The sequence below is a fragment of the Vibrio sp. BS-M-Sm-2 genome, assembly GCF_041504345.1.
Classification (GTDB): domain Bacteria; phylum Pseudomonadota; class Gammaproteobacteria; order Enterobacterales; family Vibrionaceae; genus Vibrio; species Vibrio satsumensis.
On the sequence record NZ_CP167894.1, the window covers coordinates 239,066 to 261,483 of the forward strand.

Annotated in this window: 15 protein-coding genes; 2 read left to right on the forward strand and 13 right to left on the reverse strand. The window is 43.2% G+C overall.

Features of this window, described 5'->3' with window-relative positions; translation table 11 throughout:
* Positions 1-35: 35 nt before the first annotated feature.
* From AB8613_RS01050 to dmeF, 8 genes are all read right to left on the reverse strand, one after another.
* Complete coding sequence (locus tag AB8613_RS01050) at positions 36-992, reverse strand: hypothetical protein (protein ID WP_327783875.1); 957 nt, start codon at positions 990-992, stop codon at positions 36-38.
* Between the two features lie 25 nt (positions 993-1,017).
* A complete protein-coding gene (gene melB / locus AB8613_RS01055) occupies positions 1,018-2,370 on the reverse strand; it encodes a melibiose:sodium transporter MelB (protein ID WP_372384237.1) in 1,353 nt (450 codons plus the stop codon).
* 82 nt (positions 2,371-2,452) lie between these two features.
* Positions 2,453-5,503 carry a beta-galactosidase gene (locus AB8613_RS01060; protein ID WP_372384238.1) on the reverse strand — a complete coding sequence of 1,017 codons (3,051 nt, stop codon included), beginning with the start codon at positions 5,501-5,503 and terminating at the stop codon, positions 2,453-2,455.
* Between the two features lie 565 nt (positions 5,504-6,068).
* Positions 6,069-8,258, reverse strand: a complete 2,190-nt coding sequence (locus tag AB8613_RS01065) for an immunoglobulin-like domain-containing protein (RefSeq protein ID WP_372384239.1) — start codon at positions 8,256-8,258, stop codon at positions 6,069-6,071.
* A 487-nt stretch (positions 8,259-8,745) separates the two neighbouring features.
* Entirely contained in the window at positions 8,746-9,744 is a 999-nt protein-coding gene (locus AB8613_RS01070) for a DHH family phosphoesterase (protein WP_372384240.1), read from the reverse strand.
* Positions 9,745-9,986: 242 nt separating this feature from the next.
* On the reverse strand, positions 9,987-11,711 hold the full coding sequence (locus tag AB8613_RS01075) for a methyl-accepting chemotaxis protein (protein ID WP_372384836.1): 1,725 nt from the start codon (positions 11,709-11,711) through the stop codon (positions 9,987-9,989).
* A 619-nt stretch (positions 11,712-12,330) separates the two neighbouring features.
* Entirely contained in the window at positions 12,331-12,747 is a 417-nt protein-coding gene (locus tag AB8613_RS01080) for a MarR family winged helix-turn-helix transcriptional regulator (RefSeq protein WP_372384837.1), read from the reverse strand.
* A complete protein-coding gene (gene dmeF / locus AB8613_RS01085) occupies positions 12,725-13,720 on the reverse strand; it encodes a CDF family Co(II)/Ni(II) efflux transporter DmeF (protein WP_372384241.1) in 996 nt (331 codons plus the stop codon). Before dmeF ends, AB8613_RS01080 begins: the two co-directional genes overlap by 23 nt.
* A gap of 373 nt (positions 13,721-14,093) precedes the next feature.
* Here dmeF and AB8613_RS01090 point away from each other — a divergent pair, with 373 nt between their 5' ends.
* A complete protein-coding gene (locus tag AB8613_RS01090) occupies positions 14,094-15,611 on the forward strand; it encodes an arylsulfatase (RefSeq protein ID WP_372384838.1) in 1,518 nt (505 codons plus the stop codon).
* A 46-nt stretch (positions 15,612-15,657) separates the two neighbouring features.
* Here the strand turns inward: AB8613_RS01090 and AB8613_RS01095 are convergent, their stop codons facing one another.
* Together AB8613_RS01095 and AB8613_RS01100 are read right to left on the reverse strand one after the other, a co-directional pair.
* A complete protein-coding gene (locus tag AB8613_RS01095) occupies positions 15,658-16,572 on the reverse strand; it encodes a LysR family transcriptional regulator (RefSeq protein WP_372384242.1) in 915 nt (304 codons plus the stop codon).
* A gap of 193 nt (positions 16,573-16,765) precedes the next feature.
* Positions 16,766-17,677, reverse strand: a complete 912-nt coding sequence (locus tag AB8613_RS01100) for a LysR family transcriptional regulator (RefSeq protein WP_372384243.1) — start codon at positions 17,675-17,677, stop codon at positions 16,766-16,768.
* Positions 17,678-17,796: 119 nt separating this feature from the next.
* On the opposite strand from AB8613_RS01100, the gene AB8613_RS01105 reads away from it, so the two are divergent.
* A complete protein-coding gene (locus AB8613_RS01105) occupies positions 17,797-19,056 on the forward strand; it encodes an adenylosuccinate synthase (protein WP_017099849.1) in 1,260 nt (419 codons plus the stop codon).
* An 86-nt stretch (positions 19,057-19,142) separates the two neighbouring features.
* Here AB8613_RS01105 and AB8613_RS01110 read toward each other — a convergent pair whose 3' ends face one another.
* The 3 genes from AB8613_RS01110 to AB8613_RS01120 form a co-directional block, all read right to left on the reverse strand.
* Positions 19,143-20,084 carry a diguanylate cyclase domain-containing protein gene (locus AB8613_RS01110; RefSeq protein WP_372384244.1) on the reverse strand — a complete coding sequence of 314 codons (942 nt, stop codon included), beginning with the start codon at positions 20,082-20,084 and terminating at the stop codon, positions 19,143-19,145.
* A gap of 130 nt (positions 20,085-20,214) precedes the next feature.
* Positions 20,215-20,853, reverse strand: a complete 639-nt coding sequence (locus AB8613_RS01115; RefSeq protein WP_372384246.1) for an OmpA family protein — start codon at positions 20,851-20,853, stop codon at positions 20,215-20,217.
* Positions 20,854-20,861: 8 nt separating this feature from the next.
* Complete coding sequence (locus AB8613_RS01120; RefSeq protein WP_372384839.1) at positions 20,862-22,418, reverse strand: TadE/TadG family type IV pilus assembly protein; 1,557 nt, start codon at positions 22,416-22,418, stop codon at positions 20,862-20,864.

A 22,418-nucleotide genomic window follows, 5' to 3' on the forward strand; every position in this document is an offset into this window, starting at 1 on the left:
ATAATCGTATAGATTTAGGATATATTCAGAATTAATTAGAAAGAACGGCGATATCCAAGTTTCACAAAGAAGTAATCATCTTCCCATTGATTTTGGTTCCAATCCTGCTCAAAGCTTTCTTTGTCTTCAGTTTGGTAATAGGTTTCGAATACAAACTTAGACTTATCATCTATTTTGTAGTCACCCCAGAAGCCCGCTCGAATTCGCAGTTCGTCTTTATCACCGTAATCAACACTCTCCGCATTTCGGTAGAAGGTATAACGCACAAATGGCGTTACAGTCAGGTCATTGAATGTTTGTGTATAGTTCATACGCACTTGCCACTCTACGCGCTTTTCTTCTTCCCAAGCACGGTTATCCCCTTCGAACTCGCTTTGCTTACTAACTTCACTATATAACGTTAGTTGCAATGTTTTGTCGTAAGCTAAACGAGAGCGAACACCAAAATCTATCTCGTGATAATAATCTGTATAGCTGGTTCTTAGGTCGTTGTTAGCTTCATCCTGACAGCCATTTTCGCCGACACAGTCTTCACCACGAGGGCGATTTCTAACACCAACGGGGGCTATAAAGCCATCAAGGATTAAGTCATGGTCTTCTGCTAGATAATACGCCATATTGTTGTAAAATCGATATTCAGTGCGGCGAGTATCATTCGCGTACATTTCATTGCGAATTTGGAATTTAGGTCCCCACCAAAAGTCTTTGTAACCCTCAGACCAACCAATCGCGACATCCTGTCGAGAACGGTCATTCCAAGTACGCTCTTCACTCTCAATCATATGACGGTAGCTGAAGTTAGCGTACAAAAACATGGATGAATCTTCGATTGGATTAAATTCCATAGCTATGTATGGCATGGTATTAGAGCGTTGCTCTTGGTCACCCCAGTTCTCATACTCATTACCTAGCTCGATATAACCAGCCATAGTCGATGAAGAAAAAGCAAGCGCGGAGCACATTAAATAAGATGCCTTATTATTTAATTTCATTGTTAACCTTTATTATTGGATATAATTATGTAGAAGAAATCTCTTTTAAAACCATATTTTGATATTCACCATTCAGGCGATATGTTTTTTGATAAATATAAGCGCTAAATAATACTAATAATGTAGGAATACCAACCATTAACGCTCTTAGACCTAATATGGTTTCTTCACTCTGCTCAATATTAGGAACATAACCAACTGCGGTTAACCCAATACCGACAAAGAACCCTGAAAGCGCACCCGCAAATTTAACTAGCATGGTTTGAATTGAGAAAATAATACTTTCACTGCGGTGCCCTGTTTTGTATTCTCCATAATCGACTACGTCAGCTAACATCACTGTCGATAGGCCGTTTGATAAACCACCACCGAATTTTAGCGCTGCACCAGCAATACCTACTAAGACGCCGTTTTCAGGGGCGAAAATGCCCGTTAGAACAAGAATTAAGCTACACAACAGCGGGAACAGACACGCTACCAGCCACATAAACTTTCGGTTGATTAAGTTGCAAAGCTTGGGGAACAAAAACACACCAGCGATTTCAGCCATACCAGATACTAAAGCGAACATTGGGAACAAATCTTCACGCCCAATTGCGTAACTGAAGTAATAGATAGCAAAGCCGCCAACCAACTGAATAGCGATGTTGAACGTTAGCACTACACCAATCAGTGACTTCAATTGATCATTTTTGCCAATAATGTTTTTTACATCTTTGAATGTGAATTTGTCTGTAGATACACGCTTATCTTTAATGCGCTCTTTAACGTTAAAGAACGTAATCAAAGCGCTCGCTATGAATGCCGCGATAATTGCCAAGCTCAGGTATACAAACCCAGCCCCCTTATCTTCACCACCAAAGAAACCAACTAAGTACAGTCCGTACGTACCCATTAGTGTCCATGCACAACTAGCAAACAGACGAGGCCATACCACTAATTTTTCACGTTCAACACGCTTTGAAGACATCGAAGGAATCATCGACCAGTAAGGAATATCCATGATTGTGTAAGTTACACCCCATAAGATATAAGTGACCGTTGCGTATACATACACCATATTCCCTTCGATATTGTGGGTGTTAAATACCAACAATAAGAATACAGAGTTGACGAGTGTACCTATAACAATCCAAGGTCGAAACTTACCAAAACGCGTGCGAGTGTTATCGACAATCATGCCCATCACAGGATCTGTCACTGCATCCACAAATCGCGCGACCAGAAACAGCGTACCAACGAAAGCGGCAGAAATACCAACCACATCGGTGTAATAGAACATAAGAAAAATGTAAATAATGGAACAAGCGAAATCTTTTCCCAGTGCACCAAGGCCGTAAGAAAATTTTGTTTTTATCGATATACTACCTTCAGACATATAAGGCTCCTTAGCCTTTATTATTAAAATAATTGAGAGTTCAGAGAGTGGCCCACCCCTCAATGGAGGCGAGCTCAAATTGTTATTTTAAAGAGAATTTCCATTGGTATTGGTTGCGTAGCAAACGGTATTCTGGTCGAACACTTGGCGTCCAAGAATCATCTCCGCCTACCCCCATATGGAAACCATCGAAGTAAACGAACAATCCAGGTTGCTTTTGCAATTCATAAGTATGCTTTGCTTGAGTGAGTTGTTGCTGCCCGTACTGACTAACACTGAAATAGAAGTGACCTAATAGTTCAATGTCACCGATTTGAAGTTGTTGGGTATCACAACGTAATCCATTATCAGACGGGAATATGTATGGCGTATGCATACTCGCAATTGGTTGAGTCCAACGGCCAAAGTCTGCACTGACCTTACGATCAGGATAGTTTTCATGTGGACCTCGGCCTAGCCAAGCTACACTTTGAGGACACTCACTCAAATGCATTTCAACGCCGATTCTTGGCATTGGTGGCATTGAATCATCAACATCGACAGATACCGATACTTGAGCCTCACCCTGCTGCGTAAAGCGGTAATCCCAAACGGATGTTAAAACCAACTTATCGGCTGCAAAATACGCATGTCGCACACGTACTTCTCCAATCACAGCATTAACCTCAACACCTTTACAGCGGTGTTCTAAGTTAAACAATCCAGCGTTTTGCCAACGAACTATCCAAGCATTTGGGTCTTGACGGTCGACTTCACTCACACCAATATCGTTATCAAGTGGTGCGCGGAAAAAGTTATCGCGAATTGGAGAAAGCAGCTGTTCACGGCCCGCTTTTTTCCAACTTTCCACTTCACCTGTGGTCGCATTGATATACCATTGATTATCCGCTGCCGTGACAAGCAACCCGCCATCAACCTGTTCAAATTTAACTGGTACAAATGTTTGGCTTTCAACGTCTTCAAGCTGAAGTTTCTTACCTAATGTTGCCTGATGTTCTGCAACAATATGCCCAGCATTAGCCCAGTTAGTATCTTGCTGCTGTCGAATCGCAACATTAAGATAAGCCTCTGTGTTAAGCAATCCAAACTCAGAATCTAATTCAATCAGCTGCGTCTGTTGAGCTGGTAGATTTAGACTCAATTCACCACTTCTAATGACAGATCCTTCATCATCAATGACTGTCCAATCTAAGCTGTGGTGAGCAGTATCAACAAACAAATGTTCACTGGTCACTTTAATTGCAAGCGGTTTTGAAGATACAAGTTCAAAACTGAATGGTTGCTGAGCCCGTTTTGCTTCGAATAACGTAGGGTGCGGCGTTCGATCAGGGAAAACTAGGCCATTTATACAGAACTGACGGTCGTTAATTTCGTCACCGAAATCACCGCCATATGCCCAGTAATGAACGCCATCCTCGCTCGTTTTATCAAGCCCTTGGTCAACCCAATCCCAAATAAAACCACCTTGCAGGCGAGGATGAGATCTAAATGCATCCCAATACTCTGCAAATCCACCAAGGCTATTGCCCATCGCATGTGCGTATTCACACAAAATGATTGGACGGTTTTCATCACCAATACCAACCCATTTCTTTAATGAAAGTTTAGGTTCGTTGGTATGCCCTTGCTCTTGGTCGGCGTCGGTTCTTGCATACATAGGGCAGATAATATCAGTTACGCTTGTGTCCGATCCGCCTCCCTCATACTGAATAACACGAGAAGGATCGACTCGTTTGGTCCACTGATACATTGCGTTATGGTTTGAACCATAGCCAGACTCATTACCAAGCGACCAAATAATGATACAAGGGTGATTAAAGTCTCGCTCCACCATGCGGGTCATTCGCTCTAAGAAAGCACTCGCCCACTGAGGATCATCGGCAATTCGTCCCATTGGTGTCATGCCGTGAGTTTCAATGTTCGCTTCATCGACAACGTATAGACCTAAGCGGTCACACAGGCTGTAAAAGCCAGGCTGGTTAGGATAATGAGAGCAGCGGACAGCATTAAAATTATGCTGTTTCATCAGCTTTAAATCTTGCTCTACGCGTTCAAGGCTTTCTGCATGACCTGTTGTAGGATCGTGCTCGTGCTTGTTTACACCACGAATCATCAGTGCTTGACCATTGATGCACAACTGACCCCCTATGACTTCGATTTTTCGAAAACCGACATCGTAGGCTTCACACTCAATCACATCACCTTCACTTGTCACTAAGCTCACAACCAGACGGTAAAGGTTTGGAGCTTCAGCACTCCACTTCTTTGGATTGTTTGTCTTTAACGTTGCGAAACAACGTTCGCTGTATCCGCCTTTTTCATCGACTGGCGCTGTACCGACTTCCGTAACATTTGACGCAATTTCTTTCTCATCATCAAACAATGCGCTTTTCACCAACAAACCCTCACCATTCATGGTGTCGACATTGATTTTCAGCTCACCATCTCTATAGGCTGCATCAAGGTCTGGTGTCACTTTTACATCTTTAATGTGGCGAACTGGTTTATTAAGTAGACGAACAGAGCGGAAAATACCACTCATCCACCACATGTCCTGACCTTCCATGTAACTGCCATCACACCACCGAAGGACTTTGACGGATAGTGTGTTATTGCCTTCGGCTAGGTATGGACTAAGGTCAAACTCTGCAGCAAGACGACTATCTTGAGAGTAACCAACAAACTCACCATTACACCAAACGTAAAATGCACTATTTACACCATCAAAAACGACTCGCGTTTGTGACTCTTGCTCCCAACTTTCAGGCAATTCAAAAATCGTCTGGTAACAACCTGTTGGGTTCTCTTTTGGAACAAATGGAGGGTTGCACGGAAATGGGTATTTCACATTGGTATAAATTGGAAAATCATGCCCCTGTAACTGCCAGTTCCCTGGAACTGTAATTTTCTGACTCGGAAGCTGTTCATCAGCCGTCCAGTTTTCAGGAACAGAATCAGGAGACGGAAATAGTGCAAAATCCCATTCTCCATCTAGGCTCATAACCGATGAGCTTATACCTCCAACCTGAGCACAAGATTCACTACGCCAACTAGATAGTGGCGTGTGTGCTCGTAGTCGATTGAAAGAGGTAATTTCTGGACTTTCCCAGACACGTGTATTCGTAGCGTACATTTCAGGACCTAACGTTTTAAATGATCTTGGAATCATGTTAACGAAGACATTTAAACCACACCGTGATTAAAGCCACATTAATTGTAACCGGTTACAATTAGACTCCAAAAAGACCCATCCCATCTAAACCTCTCACACCTTTCAGCATTTAACTCCAAACATTAATAACTAAAGACACATAAAAGGAATTTAACACCACAAAAATCAATAAAACGGAGTTAACATCGAAATTAATTTATTTACCAAAGTCATGCATTGGCTAGAGATTATACGATAAAGTTAAGGAGTACTTGTCGCTACATATGCAAACCCCATTAGAACACATGGTGTTACAAACATTGTTACAGTAACTATTTATAGCATTTGCACCGCACGTTACTTTAATTGTTCGTAGGTCATTTACCGTGAGAGTCACGTTCAACTTCGGTAAAGTTGGTTAAATTTATAGCGAAGCTCACACCTTTTTAGGTTGCTTTATAGATTTAAAATTCCCCAAATAAAAAAGAGAGGCACAATGGCCTCTCTTTGATCGTCTACTTTATATTGCTAGCGTTAAACTATAAGACTAAAGCTTTGTCCAAGCGTCCTGCCAGTACTGGCTGTCACCAGGAGCATAAGACGCGCTTGCACACCAAGCCGTGTATGGCCAAGGCTTACATTCGTATAGACCATCGTCAGTGCCTACCACGATGTCGCCCGCTTTATAGTTCGTTCCTGCTTCGTACGGAGGGTAATCACCTGGAGGTGGCGTTGTACCGCCCTCTTCTTTGATAGCGAATGAATTATCGACCATCACCATTTCACCGTCTGTCGCAGTACCAACCACTTCAAGCTGGTACTGACCTTCTGCAACATCACTCAGCTCCATAGTAATCGTGCGGCTATCAGTTAGATTCACGTTAGTCTGTTCAACAACAGTATCCGAGCTATTGCTCACCGTTGCAGTGACATCAAGCGCTTCGTTTGACGCTAGTGTGAACTGTAAACGTACATTGCCATTATCTAAAATGTATTCCGACTGAAGACCAGATACACTTAGCTCTAAATCACCACCTGGATCAGGGTTGCCGCCACATGAACTGTCTGACGCTTTTTTCCAAACGCCCCACTCACCTGTCGTTCCCGGCTCTTCGCCACGAGTATACCAACCTGCAACCCACGTTGCTCCATCATGCGATACTTGGTCACCTTCAACATAAACGGTGTCGGCATCCCATGCAGCAGCACAGTTAGAACCATCCGTCACAGACACTTTACGGTCAGCTGTTACAGTTTGGTTCGCGCTATCTGTTACGCTATACACAAGCGTGTAGTTACCTATCTCATTCACATCGACACTACCAGTGTGTGTTATTGAACTTGTTAGGTCACCGTCTTCAGCATCATTTGCTGTAACACCCGCCATTGGGTCAAATGAGTTACCAAGCACTACAGTAGTATCCGACACACCATCGAAAACAGGTTTTTGGCTGTAAACTTCTATCGTTCTTGCCTTGGTTGTTTCATTGTTGTCGCTGTCTTTTACGCGGTAAGTCAGCACATAAGTTCCAATAACACTGGTCTCAACATAGCCTTCAACATCGATAGATGAAGTTAAATCGCCATCTTCTTTATCTGTTGCTGTCACGCCTTCCATTGGGTCAAAAACAGTGCCGTGAAGAACACGTGTATTCTCAACACCTTTCAATACAGGCTCACCTTCAACCGGTGGCGGTGTCACTTGCCCGTGAACAAATGGACCGTAGTCTTTGATGAATTGTTCGTTGTATGCTTGTCCGGCTTTGTTGGTGCCCATATCCCAGTTGATAGACCAAGTCATTACGCCGCGTAAAGGCTGGCCTTGAGCAGTTAAACTATCGAACGCGTCGTATAGGTCTTGTGGCTCTTTCACAAAACCAGTTGCCGCTGCGTCAATACTCGAAGGGATACCAAACACAAGCTTATCGTGCGGGATCTTATGGAAACCACGAGTACCGTTGATTAGAGAATCAGAGATATAGTAAATGAACTCTTCTTTCAGCTCATCGTTGTTTTGAGCAATCCAGCCTACGCCGTCAACCCAGATGCCGTCGCCACCTTGGTTATAAAACTGCGGGTTGATCCAATCGTAGTAACCTTCCAAGTTATCGATGTAAGGAACATACTTACCACCCGTCGTTAGGTACGGGAACTCTGGCGCCATAGTAATAAGGAAGTTTTTGCCTTCAGCACGGTAGTGATCTTTCACAAGCTTCAGCGCATCTGGAATAACAGTTTGGTTGTTTGCAGCGGTAACGGCCGCTTGCTCGAGGTCGATATCTAGACCATCAAAGCCATAGCGCTCCGTGAGACGAATGATCTCATCAGCAAAGGCTCTTTCATCACCTGTTTCTAACTCTACGTGTGCATCTGCACCACCCAAAGCCAACAGTACAGAGCGACCTTGCTTGTTGAGTTCTGAGATTTGGTCAATAAATTGTTCTTCTGAAAGCCCAACCGTTGGGTCCAGTTTAAAAGTTGGGATTCGACCATCCGCTACATCGTACACTTTCATGAATGATACATTCACGATGTTGTACATTGGGTTCACTTCATCTAGCGTCACACACGGCGCATTACCACCTTGGTAGCCGCCACCGTCACACCAGTTATGCCAATAGCCAACTACGACGCCTGAATCTGGATTCGTCATATCTGAACCATTCGCATAAACAGCGCCAGACATAGCCGCCATGCCGACCGATACTGCTAATTGTAGAGCTTTACGTTTCAACATTAGTCCCACTTCCTTACTTAACAGCTGTGCCAATCACAACCGAACCAATTCATTGTAATCATGAATATTTATAGAGAAGTAATGGAATTTATAGGAAAAGATGACCTTTGATTTAACTTGTGATTTTAAGTCACAGATTGAATATCAGAATCAATATGATTTTGACTTTTCATTCAAATTGAAATGCTAAAATCTGTTATTTTCAGCTAAATGCATTGATTGAGCAAATATTTAATCAACCTTAATTCACTAAGATAATTAACCAAAAACATAAAAAATAACCAATAGGAAAAAACGAACTTTAAATCGGCAAAAATCACCCCAAACATGCCGTAATCACTGACCTCAGACCAGATACCATTGCGAGTGACATCACTAAAATAGCTTGGATATAATCGTCATACATGTGCTAGAGATACACACGTATAACGGAATATAGGAGTGAAAATTTGTGGAATTTTGGATGTATACCTCAGGAATTTTTCAGTTAACCCTCAGCACCAGATGAATAATATGCGTCCAATAGTGAAATAAAATTCACCTTATCAAGTTCATTAAGTTGATTAATTCCAGCCGCTGCTTTTCTTCCTCCACCAGTTGTAAAACTTGAGCAAATTTCGTCCGCGCCTATTCTGTTTGATAATGGTGCCCGTAAACTCACCGTGTAAGACTTTCCATCTTTGTTTTTCGTTAATACTGCTTGCGCTCGGTTTGGATCTTGATTAACGATTTCATTACCAAATACGCCACTGATGCGCCTTGCCCAAGTCTCACCTGGCAGTTCAAACACACGTGCGACTTCACTTTCATAAACAGGAACAAGGTTTGATAGCTGCTGGCGATCACTTTGATAGGCAGTTCGTAGTCGATAAAACACAGAGTTTTTATCATCCAAAAGATCAAACGGATTTGGGTATTGATAAAGAATGTTGTAAAGCTCAGCTGGCGTGAAATGCAAATCACTGAGTGACGAACCGTAACCGTTGTAGTTCACCAAGGTACCTAGCTCTTCTAAAAACTCTGTTTGCGATTGATCGAATCCATTTTCATCCGCTAGCCGTGTGGCCACAGTTTTTAGATTATCACCAAAGGCAGCCGCGATTGCCCAAGCCACATGCGTACCATTCAGCTTCTGGTTGATCAGCAAGCTCGTGCAGCTCTCTGGCGCGGTATCAATCAGAGTATCCAAATAGCTAGAGTCAGGTACCTCACCAGTTCGATGATGATCGCAATAAAATACATTAATGTTGGCGTCTAGCAGTGAGTGCAATGCAGATAAGTTTTTCTCCATCGACACATCTAAAACGGTAACGGATGAAACGTCACCTTGTTTGCCCGGCTCCGTAATTTGAGTAACAACTTGAGAGACCAACTTAATATCACGCTTTACACCAGTAATGAGCACGCTCTCTCTCGGCTCACTTAATCGCAGTTGTAACAACGCGATTATGCCATCTGCATCTCCATTAAATACGTCGTAGTGCATGTTGTTCCTCTTCCTATAGATTTAACCGATTGTCAGAAACGGGCCAATTCGTTCGTTTATTCGATAGTCTGTCATTATTTTAGTTATATTTCACAGATACTTAAGTCTATTTTGGAATGCCTTATTCTTATTTCTATCTATTCATGAACTTGCCTATCCATTAGGCACAAAAAAGGCGCAGATAATCCGCGCCTTTCGCTTGTGTTGTTTGGCTGCACTTCTTTAATGCAACTAGGTTGGTTCTAAGATGTCTTAAACTGCGCGACTGCTTTGTCCATGTCACTAGCTTGCTCTGCGACTTTATCGACTTCTACCAAGCAATGCTGCGCTGACACGTTGTTATCGTTAGAAATGGTATTAAGTTCTGTGATTGAATCACTCACTTGCGTCATCACTGCGCCCTGCTCTTCAATTGCAGAAGCAATACGTTCAGAGTTGCCTTGAATGCTTTCCATGTCGCTTAGGATGAGCTGTAGGCTTGCATCAAGTTCTTCTGAATCTTTTAGTGTTAATTGACCTTGTTGATTGCACTCACCAATTTCTGTCATCGAAGCATTCATTTGGCTCTGAATTGCCGTTACTACACTGGTAATTTCAGTCGTTGATTGGTGCGTTCTGCTTGCCAGCGCTCGAACTTCATCGGCAACCACCGCAAAGCCACGACCTTGTTCACCGGCACGTGCTGCTTCAATCGCTGCGTTCAATGCCAATAAGTTGGTTTGTTCTGCAATGCCTTGGATGATGTTTACTGCATCGCCGATTTGATCAACATGATGGTTCAATGAGCTGATCGAATCTTGGCTGCTTGAAAGGCGTTCAGACAACTGGGTGATGTTGCTGATGGTTTCAACCACCACTTCACGTCCTTTATCGGCATTCACTTTCGCTTGATGTACACCTTCCGCTGCAACCGATGTACTTTCAGAGATCTCGCCAATGGTGAGTACCATCTCTTGCACTGAGGTTGTCATGGTTGAGGTATGGTTAGCTTGCACTTCAAACTGTTTGATTACTGACTCTAGCTCGTCATGCATGTTCGACGTGCTTTGTGTCAGTTGCTGTGACTTAGATTGAGATGCCGCGATCAAGCCTTCTAGCTGATCAAGCAATTGGTTGAAGTATTGGCCTAAAGTGCCGAGTTCGTCTTTGCCATCAAGGTGCGAACGAATAGACACGTCGTTAGAATCAACGATGTTGCGAATCACCGAAAGCAGTGACTCAATCTTGCCGATAATAGAACGGACAATTAACCAACTGAACAGAATGATCGACACGAGTAGCGTGACGCAAAGGATGTTGTTGATCAGCGATAGTTTGTCCATCTCTTGTTGGGTTTCTTGGTCTAATACAGCGGAAAACTCTTTAAACTGAGTTTCGATAGCGTGTGAACCAGAGCGGGCTTGCCCAAGCAGACCTTCGTTGTGCTTCAAGCCAATCACTCGCTTTTGTTCAACCACTTGACGAGCAGCATCTATCAAAGCAGCTGAGCTACTCATATTCGAAGTTATAGAAAGAACACTCGGGTCAAACTTCCCCTTCTCAATTAAGTCATTAAACAGGTAAAGCTCGATTTTTTGTTCAGCACTGGCTGTCGCGCTGATGTTATCGAGCAAAACATGAAACTCGCCTAGCAAACCTTTGTCTCGCGCTAACCCATAGACTTCACTCGCTTTTACTAAGTTAACAAAGCTTGTGTGGTAGGTTTCGATGTCTTCACGTAAGTGTGTGCTGTTGGCTAAACCTAAATCAGTTAACACTGCTCCTAGTTCAGATTCAGACGCTAAGAATTTGTTGTAGTTTACGTCGAACTTATCGAGGTATTTCATATCGCTACGCAGTAAGAAATCTTTCTCGTTACGGCGAAGGTTGAGCAATCGTACTTCAAGTTCTTTGGTAATTTGTTTAGCTTCGCTCATTTGAGCGGTGGTGTCTGCAAATTGTGATGTGGTAAATAGCAGTGAAATCATACCGAAGATGGAGAACATCCCCAACGAATAGAGCTTTTTCTTTATATTCATATATGCGGCTCGTCTTTACTAAATTAACTATGAGTATCTAAATGAATCGCATCGAAGAATGGATATCTAATTCGTGCGACCTGGTTATTGTTATGGTTTTTGTATCAGTAATGAGCACTAAACCTAGCGACTGTTTAGTCCACCAGCAGTGACATTCTCAATGGTATTCAAACAGAGAATGATCCTTCTCACTAAAGATAAATGCATCAATAACACAAATTGAATACATGTACATTAGTTGAATGATAAAAGTGAGAGACAGCTATTTGACGGAGCGTGAAGGCCTGAACACCCCGCTATATAAGACTTTGAATTAAAACACTTTGGACTATTATTGACCGAAGGGTTAGAAATGACGTTTTTTTGGCTCATAAAAGGAGCAAGAGCGAAGAGCAATATTGGAGATTTTGACTTGTTTTTTTAAACTGTGAATCCATCGATTGGTGATTGTACTGTCGAGCGTAAACGGCGAGAAAAATGGACCGACTTAATTCGAGTCAGGTCCATTTTTGGATTTCTTAATCAATCGCTTTGCCGCTAATAAGTTAGGGTGCGAACTTAAGGCTGACTAAAACGCTTTCACCATCTTGGTTAAGCACTTAAATAACACCGCTTTCTCGTCTTCTTCGATGTCTTGCGTCAGCTCATCAACCAAATTCAAATGGAGTCGATTATGGTGAACGTGGATCTTATGACCTTCATCAGTTAATGCCACCACAATCGCACGACGATCCGTTGGGTGTTCATGGCGTTCAATCAATTCTGCTTTAACCAACTTTTCGATTTGAACGGTAAGTGTACCCGTGGTGATACCCAACTTTTCAGCGAGCTCTTTCATTCTTAACGCGCCATGCATACCAAGTACTTCAATGGTGTGTACTTGAGCCAGGGAGTAACCCGTCTCTTTGACAACAGACTGCTCCCACGAAGACATTTTATCGTAGAACTCAGTCAGTATTTGGTTAAGCTGTTCTATATTTCGCATGGTCATTTGAATGTACTTCAAGAGTAAGATGATTAATCTTACCAAACTTGGCGAGCATTTGTTTATATTCAGAGACGGTTTTATCACTGTTTGATTCAAGAGTAATCGCCGCTGAGTAGTGATGCCCACTCACCTTCCACATATGTAAGTCGGTTACGGCTGCATAAGGAGCTAAAGCTTCAGTTATGCCGTTACGGTACTCATCGTCAATATTCTGATCGAGTAAGATTGGACTTGTCTGTTTCATGAGGTTCATTGTCCATTTGGCAATCACAGCCGCACCAACCATACCCATTGCGGCATCCAACCAGTTCCAACCGTAAAACTTACCAAATAGCAGAGCAACAATCGCCAACAGAGAAGTCAATGTATCGGCCAAGACGTGCATGTAGGCCGCACGCAAGTTGTGATCGTGATGGTGCCCTTTGTGCTCAGTGTGTTCTTGATGCCCATCATGTTGATGATTGTGGTTGTGTCCCTTATGTTCAGAATGAGAGTGTTCGTGTCCATGATCATGTCCGTGGTCATGATGATGATCCCCTAGCAAAAACATACTCACCACATTCACGGTTAAACCAATACACGCAACAATAATCGCTTCATTAAACTGAATAGCCTGTGGGTTGAACAAGCGATGTACTGACTCCACCAGCATCAACAACGCCACAATACCCAATGCAATCGCGCTGGTGTACCCGCCTAATACGCTGACTTTGCCCGTACCGAAAGAGAAACGTTCACTGTCAGCATGCTTCTTCGCATAACGGTAGGCGAACAAGGTGATACCAAACGCTGCAGCATGCGTTCCCATGTGCCAACCATCAGCAAGTAACGCCATAGAACCGTAAATAGTACCTGCAATAATCTCGACAACCATGGTGATGACGGTTAACAAGAGAACGTAGAAAGTGCGTTTTTCACCTTGTTGATTGTGTGAAGAGAAGTTGTGTTGATGACGTGTTGGAAAACTCAAAATGGCGTCCTTAGATTGTGTTAGTAGTTAGACGATCTTTCTTATTAAGATAACTTTGATTAACAAGTAATTTGATCATCAAAGTAATTCATTGAAATTTAGTTTGATTATCAAACCTTGTCAACGACGAATTTGGTTTTCGAAATGGAACGAAAATGATTAATGCGCACTTAATCAAAAAATAACTCTGGGTCAGGTCTCTGATTTTGAGTAAAACACTAGGCCTGATCACGGCTCCACTTTTCTTTTAAGTAACCAGAATTCATACGCAGTAGTCCTCCGAGTTAATGCAAAATTGGTATTTTCTTTTTAAACAAATAGAAACTAAAGAAAGGACATTACCTTGACTAAATTAACCAAAACCGTGTTAGCAATGAGCGCACTCAGCGTTGCACAAGGCGTCGCTGCTGCAGACCAACCGAACATTCTTGCTATCTGGGCAGATGATCTTGGTTATTACAACACGAGCGCATACAACCGTGGAATGATGGGCTACGAAACGCCTAACATCGATCGTATTGCTAATGAGGGTGCTATCTTTACGGATATGTATGCACAACAATCTTGTACGGCTGGTCGTTCTGCGTTCGTTACCGGTCAACACCCATTCCGTACTGGGCTACTTACTATCGGTATGCCTGGTTCTGCGCACGGTATTCCTGACTGGGCTCCTACCATTGGTGACGCTCTAAAAGAAGAAGGTTACGCGACGGCACAATTCGGTAAAAACCACTTAGGCGATCAAGACAAACACCTTCCTACCAACCATGGTTTTGATGAGTTTTTTGGTAACCTTTACCACTTAAACGCGGAAGAAGAGCCAGAAACCTACTTTTACCCCAAAGACCCAGATTTCAGAAAAAACTACGGGCCTCGTGGCGTTATCAAAGCAACCTCTGATGGCAAAATTGAAGATACAGGTCCACTGACTCGTGCTCGTATGGAAAACATCGATGAGGACTTTACCGAAGCGGCCATCACGTTCATGGAGAAATCTGTAAAAGAAGAGAAGCCTTTCTTTATCTGGTACAACTCTACTCGCATGCACGTTTGGACTCGTCTGAACGAACATTACAGCGGCATTTCTGGTCAAGGCATCTACGCTGATGGTATGGTTCAACTAGACGACAATGTCGGCGCATTGCTTGATACTCTTGAACGCTTAGAAGTTGCTGACAACACTATTGTTATCCTTTCTACCGATAATGGAGCAGAGAAGTTTACATGGCCTGACGGCGGTACTTCTCCTTTCCACGGTGAAAAAGGAACAACTTACGAAGGTGGTATGCGTGTTCCACAAATCGTTAAATGGCCAGGTGTGATCAAACCTGGTTCTGCGGTTAACGCGCTAATGTCTCAAGAGGACTGGTTACCTACACTGGCTGCAGCAGCAGGTAACGACTCTATCGTTGACGACCTTAAAGAAGGTGTTTCACTCAACAATAAAGATTGGCGAGTTCACTTAGATGGCTCGAACTTCATGCCATACTTTGAAGGTAAAACTGAAAAATCACCTCGTGAAACTATCTTCTACTTCTCTGGAAACGGTGACTTCAACGCGCTTCGTTGGAACGACTGGAAAGCAAGCTTTGCGATGATGGAAGGCACCATGCAGTCAGCTATTCGTGAAGTTCCGGCTTGGGCTTCAATTACGAACCTACGTATGGACCCGTTTGAAACAGCGGCTAAAGAGTCAGGTATGTACACTCGTTGGATGGTAGACAATATGTGGTTATTCGTACCAATGTCTCAAGAAGTGATTAAGTTCATGGGGTCTCTAAACGATTACCCAATGCAACAAGGCCAAGGCTTCAGCGCGGCAAACATCAATTACAACACGCTGAAAATGCAAAAGCTAATTCAGCAGATGCAAGCACAAAACGCGCAATAGCGAAGCAATGGCTAAATAGTCAAGCTGCCGCGACTAAAGATAACGACTAGTTAAAGCCCCACTGGGGCTTTTTTTGTGAGGCATCAATAATCTTTTTTCTAAACCATGAATGGGCCATATCTGCATTGCGACTCTTGTGCCACACCAGATACTCAGTCCCAAGGTCTGATTCAAATGGTAACGGTGATAACTTAAAATCATCCATCAGACCAAACCTTTCAATTATCGATTCCTGACTAATACAAAGCCAATCCGTCCCTCTGACCATATCAAGCATTTCAAAAGGTCCGGGCGCCTTTCGCGCAACTTTTCTATTCTTCGCATATTTGCTGGTTTTGGTTAATGGTGACTCTTTGGTATCCCACATACTATGAAGAACATGCTTCTCTGCAAGGTATTCTTCCAATGTAATCTCGTCCCCTAATCTAGGATGGTTTTTATCATAAGCCACCACCATGCCTTCATTCGAGAGCTGAATACACTCCATTGCGGGGTCATTTATCGGTGTATGAACTATGCACAAATCATAGCGGTGTTGGCGCAGATCAAGAATGATGTCTGCGGTGTAGTAAGGATCAACATGTAGACCGATGTCTGGCGTTTCTGCGTAAAGAATATCCGATACACGCTTCATCAATGAATAAGTCGCACCACTAATACAAGCGACATTAAACGACCGTTCAATTTTTGTTGGGTCAAACTTTCGTTTACTTGGGAATGTAGATTCAAAGGCATCGTATGCCTGCTTTATTTGTGGATATATGTCATAACAAAAACTGCTCGGCCTATAACCCTCCTTAGTTTTAACGAACAACGGATCATCATAGGTTTCTTTTAATCGGTTGAGTGCCTTACTAATCGCGGGCTGAGTAACGCCAAAACGTTTCGCGGTATTCGAGATAGACAGCTCTTCCATCATCACAACAAAATACGGGATCAGACTAAAATCAGTGTTTTTCATGTTCTATTTACCAAACTAGCGTACTAAAGTAACGTTCATATCATTGAATTATACCGAATCAACCAAGCACTTCATTAACGCGCCTTTTATTTTGGGAAGTCACCTACGAATTAGCATGCTAGAAAACTATGATTAACAGTACACAAAAGCGCACACTTGGCAGACTCAGGTAAATCAAAGTCAGTGATGGCGTTTATTTGTTTTGCAACAGAGTAATCTCATCATTCACCCAGCCTAACAACTGCTTGGTCGCTTTCGACAACACTTGGTTCTGCCTAACAATATAACCGAGGCTGGTGCTCGAGAAGTTGATCAATGGTGTCACTTTTGAATTCAGGTGAGGCTTAGTTGATACCGCAAATTCGGGGACAATAGCCACACCAAAACCCGCTTCTGCCCAGTCGATTTGAGCGTCAACACTCCCTACTTCCATCACCCTGTGATTGGGTAGATTCAGGCTAGGTAAACCTTCATCAATAAAGTCGCGGGTTCTCGTATCATGACCCAGTAGGATCAAGGTTAGTTCGGGATCAGCTTCGGCTTCTTTAACCTCATTTTCTGTCGAGCAATCAGAGCCTTGCCTATCCAAACCATCACCAAGTGCACACCAAGAAAGCTCTTGCAGCTTAGTGAAATAGAGTGACTCGTTGTGCTGTTCTTTGGCGATAACAAAACCAATATCCGCTTGAGCATTTTTAACTAAACTCGATGCCTGAGATGAGGTGGTATTCAATAGCGTAAGATCAATACCGGGATACTGCGCTTTGAACTTCTGGAACGGACGAATCAACAAGAATCGAGAAATGATGTCACTCACAGCAATGGTTAACGTCCCTATTTTAAGGTCGTTGATGGCATTGAGATCGGCCTGACAAATCTGCAGTTCGAGTAGCGTTCTTTGGCTTGTTTCCAATAGCCGCTCACCCGCTTGAGTCAATTGAAATGGGCTTCTCTCTATCAACTTTATACGTGTTTGTTGCTCTAATTGTTTCAGGTGCAAACTCACATTGGGCTGTGTCATATGAAGCGCATTGGCCGCTTTCCCAAAATGCTTGTATTCCGCTAGCGTCACAAACGTCTTCAACAAATTTATATCAAGCATCATATCTCTCCTGTGCTCCCCATATGATATATGAAATTCTTATCAAGATAATAAAGATAATTAATTTCTCTTATTACTTTTGCAGGACTAACATGATTTCTCAATCAGTCAGGAGAAAAATTATGCCATCTATTGTTGTTGTAGGCGCAAACTGGGGCGACGAAGGCAAAGGCCGTATCGTTGATTTTTTAGCAGACCAAGCTTCTGCTAGCATTCGCTTTCAAGGCGGAAACAATGCTGGCCATACCGTAGTAAACGACTTCGGAACCTTCAAACTGCACCAGCTACCAAGTGGTATTTTTAATCCTGATTGTACGGCGGTTCTTGGCCCAGGTATGGTGATCAGCCCTGCTGCGCTAACTGAAGAGATTGCAGAAGTACAAGCGGCTGGCATCAAAGTGAAAATGGCGATTTCAGACCGTGCGACACTGTGTCTACCTTTACACGCCCTTGAAGATACGCTTGAAGAAGAACGTTTAGGCGATGGTGCTTACGGCTCAACACGTCAAGGTATTGCACCAGCGTACGGCGATCGCGTAATGAAGAAAGGCATTCTTGTCGGTTGGTTGAATCAACCTGAGATTTTAGAGCAGCGCATTCAGTTCCTGCTTGATTGGAAGATGCCTCAGCTCAAAGCGCTATACCCTCAATGTGACTTCACTCAAACCGCTTCTGAAATGACAGAGTGGCTACTTGAAGTGACTAAAGCTTGGCGTCCGTTCATTTGCAACGTGACTGAGCCGCTTAAAGCACTTCAATCACAAGACGCAAACTTACTATTTGAAGCTCAATTAGGTGCAGGTCGTGACCTTGTCTACGGTGAATACCCATGGACGACCTCTTCTAATGTAACTGCAGCTTACGCAGGCATTGGTAGCGGTTTACCCGCTCTTCGCCCTGAGCGCGTTATTGCCGTTGCTAAGTCATTCAGCTCATCAGTGGGTACTGGCACGCTTGTTACGGCAATGGAAGAGCAAGACAGCTTCCGCGAAAGCTCTAACGAATACGGTGCAACAACAGGTCGCCCACGTGATATGGGTTACTTCGACGCAGTAGCAACTCGCAACGGTGTTGACCTGCAAGCCGCGACTGAGATCGCACTGACTAAGATTGATTGCTTGTCTGGTTTATCTGAACTTAAGATCTGTACGGCTTACTCAGGTGAACACACAGAGAACCCAATTTGGCCGCAAACTGCCGAGCTAAAACCTGTTTATGAAGATATGGCAGGTTGGGATGAAGACATCACGGGTTGCCGCACGTTTGAGAGCCTTCCTCAAGCAGCACAAGATTACGTAACTCGTATCGAAGAGTTGATGGGCGTGCCAATTGTAATGGTATCGGTAGGTCCTGAGCGCGAACAAATGATCATTCGTGGCTAGTTTAGAAGACTACTACACCCACATCTACATCTACATCTACATCTAAGCCCACATTCAGTGGGCTTTTTTACGACTGTCACGAACATCTAAATCTTGTTTTTCTTATTGAGGTACATGTTTTCATCGGACGACTTTATTAGATTAATGATATTGAAGCTTCGAGAATCAGCAGTACCAAAACCATATGAAAAGCCGAGCGAAACCTCATCATCACAACGAAATCCTTCAATGAAATCATTGAATTCAGCGTGAATTTTTTTGACCAATTCACGAGCATACCCAGGCTCTTCTGAGTGTATGACGACGATGAATTCATCACCACCGACTCTGGCCGATATAGTGTTGTACTTTGAATTATTTTTAATACATGACGCAAAGCCAGATATGTAATCATCACCTTTGAAGTGACCATACGTATCATTGATATATTTCAGGTTATCCAAATCAAAATACAAACAAACGATCTCTCCATCGCTGATGTTTGCTTTGTTGAATTCATGGAAAAAGCCCCTTCGATTAAGCAGCGTCGTCATGATATCAAAGTGACTGTTTTTGTATAAAATCCTGCTCTCTTCTTTTAACAAAATTTCAGAACGCAATAGAGTCGATATGTTCTCAATCAAGTTAACTTGGCTTTCGGTATACCTTGTTGGGCTTAAATCAAACACCAAGAGCACCGCAAACACTTCTTCATCTATATCCCTAACAGGAACCCCGCAAAAAGACTTATAGGCATCCGCTCCCTTTGCAGAAACGGAATCACCACCAGCGTGACCACTCAAATAAACCGTGCGATTTTCGTTATGCACATACTCACAAAAGAGGCTAATTTTGCTCTTATGTTGGTTACACGATATGTTTGAGGAGCTCCACACGCTCTCAGAACCAGAGCAACTCAAATCAGAGATCATGATGATGCCCGCATTCGATGCGTCCATTATGTCTCGTATGTTATCCAATATAGATACCCAAGTATCGACATCGATATTTCTTTGCATCCCTTCAGAAGAGAACTTATCAAAAAGCATTTATATTTCTTTAGTATCAGACAGTTAAACTTAATCGAACATTCATTAGTATACGTTGTAACAAAAATCCCGAGAGCTATCATCTAGGGCGGTTACTACCTACCACTCAGCAACAACCAAGCCCTACATCCTAATTTTCTAATTCAGAAGCATCATTCGTAGAGGCCCAAATTTCTGAGCGTCGATTCTTCGCTCTACCCTCTGGCGTTGCGTTAGACGCGATCGGTTCACTTTCACCAAACGAACGAATCACAAGGCGATTTTTCTCGACACCATCCGCGATTAAACCGTCCGACGTAGTCAGCGCTCTTTGAAGCCCTAACGCTTGGTTGTAACCTGCTTCGCCAGTGCTGTCAGTGTGGCCATCCACCGTAATCGCGCTGCCGTTAGTCTTTAACTCGCCTGCGAGTTGGCTCAATGCTTTACTGCCCATCGGCGTTAAGTTGTGTTGGTCAAAACCAAAATGAAGGCGAGCCAATAACCCTTGACGCTCTTGGTTACTGATCCAAGTCTTACATCCTGACTGGTTCATACCTAGATTGGATTGACCAGCTAACGCTTGTTTTAGCTCACTGCTGTCAGACGACTGCTCTATTTGTAGAAAGCCCTGCCTGTGTTGTGCAATACCAACGACATCATCAACCGTGACACTGTGTTGATACTCACTGAACAAAGTATCGCAATAAACACTGATGCCTTCTTTTGCATTGGCGATAAGGCTAAATTGCAATGTCGATATGACGATTGAACCGATCATTAACTTTTTCATATTTTCCTCTAGTACAACTTAGTTATTCCGCTTGTTTTTGAGCCTTTACGGATGAGTTCTTCTATCTTTTCAATCAATTCATCTAAGTTAGATACATCGATAATGTCTTCATTTGGGTCGACAACGCAGTCTTGAAAACCACTTTGCTGAGATGCTCGAAAATCAATTCCGATAACACCTATGTATAAGCCTGGTATCTCTTCTCTTGCTTTGTCACACATGCCTCTATCGACTAACCCTTTGAGAATGCCGTTATTTGGGCTTTCCTGCCCATCACTTAAGATCAGCAGCATCTTGATTTTCTTGTTGTAAGCCTGTTGTTCTTCTTGATCGGAACTGTTCGGGTCACCGTCATGAAGAACCTGAGATCCTCTCAATATGCCTTGAAAAGCCGCAGTGCCACCGTCTGCCCACATCGAATTAATCGGATTCAAGTCTGAAAGCTTGTTCGATAAGCGAATGTTGGAAAACTGCGATGAATCGGAAGAGCCATGCGCATTAAATAGCTCTGTTCCACTCACACCATAGAAATCAGGCTTTAACCCCGACTTATCAGTAAACATCGTCGACACTGATGTCGGTAAATCTACATAGTTGTATACGTCAGCAACTCGGTAATTATCTTGATTAATCACATCCTTAATACGTTTGGCGTACTTTTGATTGTCCGCCTTTGGATTATTGCAACGTGACTGTCGGTCAGCACATCTGATTACGTCATTTTGAGAGTACGTACGCCAGTAATTCCAGTTAACATCGTTATAAGAATAAGGTGATACGTAGGTTTTATAGTTATCTTTGTAGCTTAATTGGCTGGTTGCGTTGGCTCTATTACCCGAGACGATTTCCCTCGTTCGAACGTTAAATGGCACAAAGCCAACTCGGTTAAGCAGCTTGTCTCCGGTGGTATCTTCTCCGGGCTCATCACAAACGTATTTCCACTCTCCATCGACATAGTCCTGTTTAATCGATGTGCAAAGAATTTTACTGGATATTTGATCGATGGCGGTTTTCAAATCGTCGATTTTTCTGTTTCGATTTGAACCCCATCTGTCGTTCATTGAACCGGAAAAGTCCGACACAAAAACAATGTCGATGTTGTTATCACCAAGATACACCGGATACTTTCTCGCTAACGAACGGCCCGCCAGGTCTTGCTGCTCATCAAAAGACGGAATAAAGCTGCTCGCAAACCAAGAGTCATGCGTCGTCTTGGCATTCACCGTGTATTGGATGTATTCAAGAACCCCAGCACCCTCGTCTTCCGCTTGGTGGAAACGGTCTGCAGAAAGGTTGGTTGATTTGATATCACGCACATAGTTTTCGACATACTTGGTCGCAAGCACTCGAGCCTGATCCGGTTGATCTTCAATAGTCACTGCGATGGCTGCAGCCTCTGCGGAATCTCGTAATCGACTGGTCTCCTGAACATAACGTGTGCCTTCCACCGCCCAAAAGGTCATGCCCATAATTGGAACAAGCAATAAGCCCATCCACACTGCGGCAACCCCTTGTTGCCTTTGGAGACTGAGATGCTGGCGATTGATATGACGCCCATGCTGCAT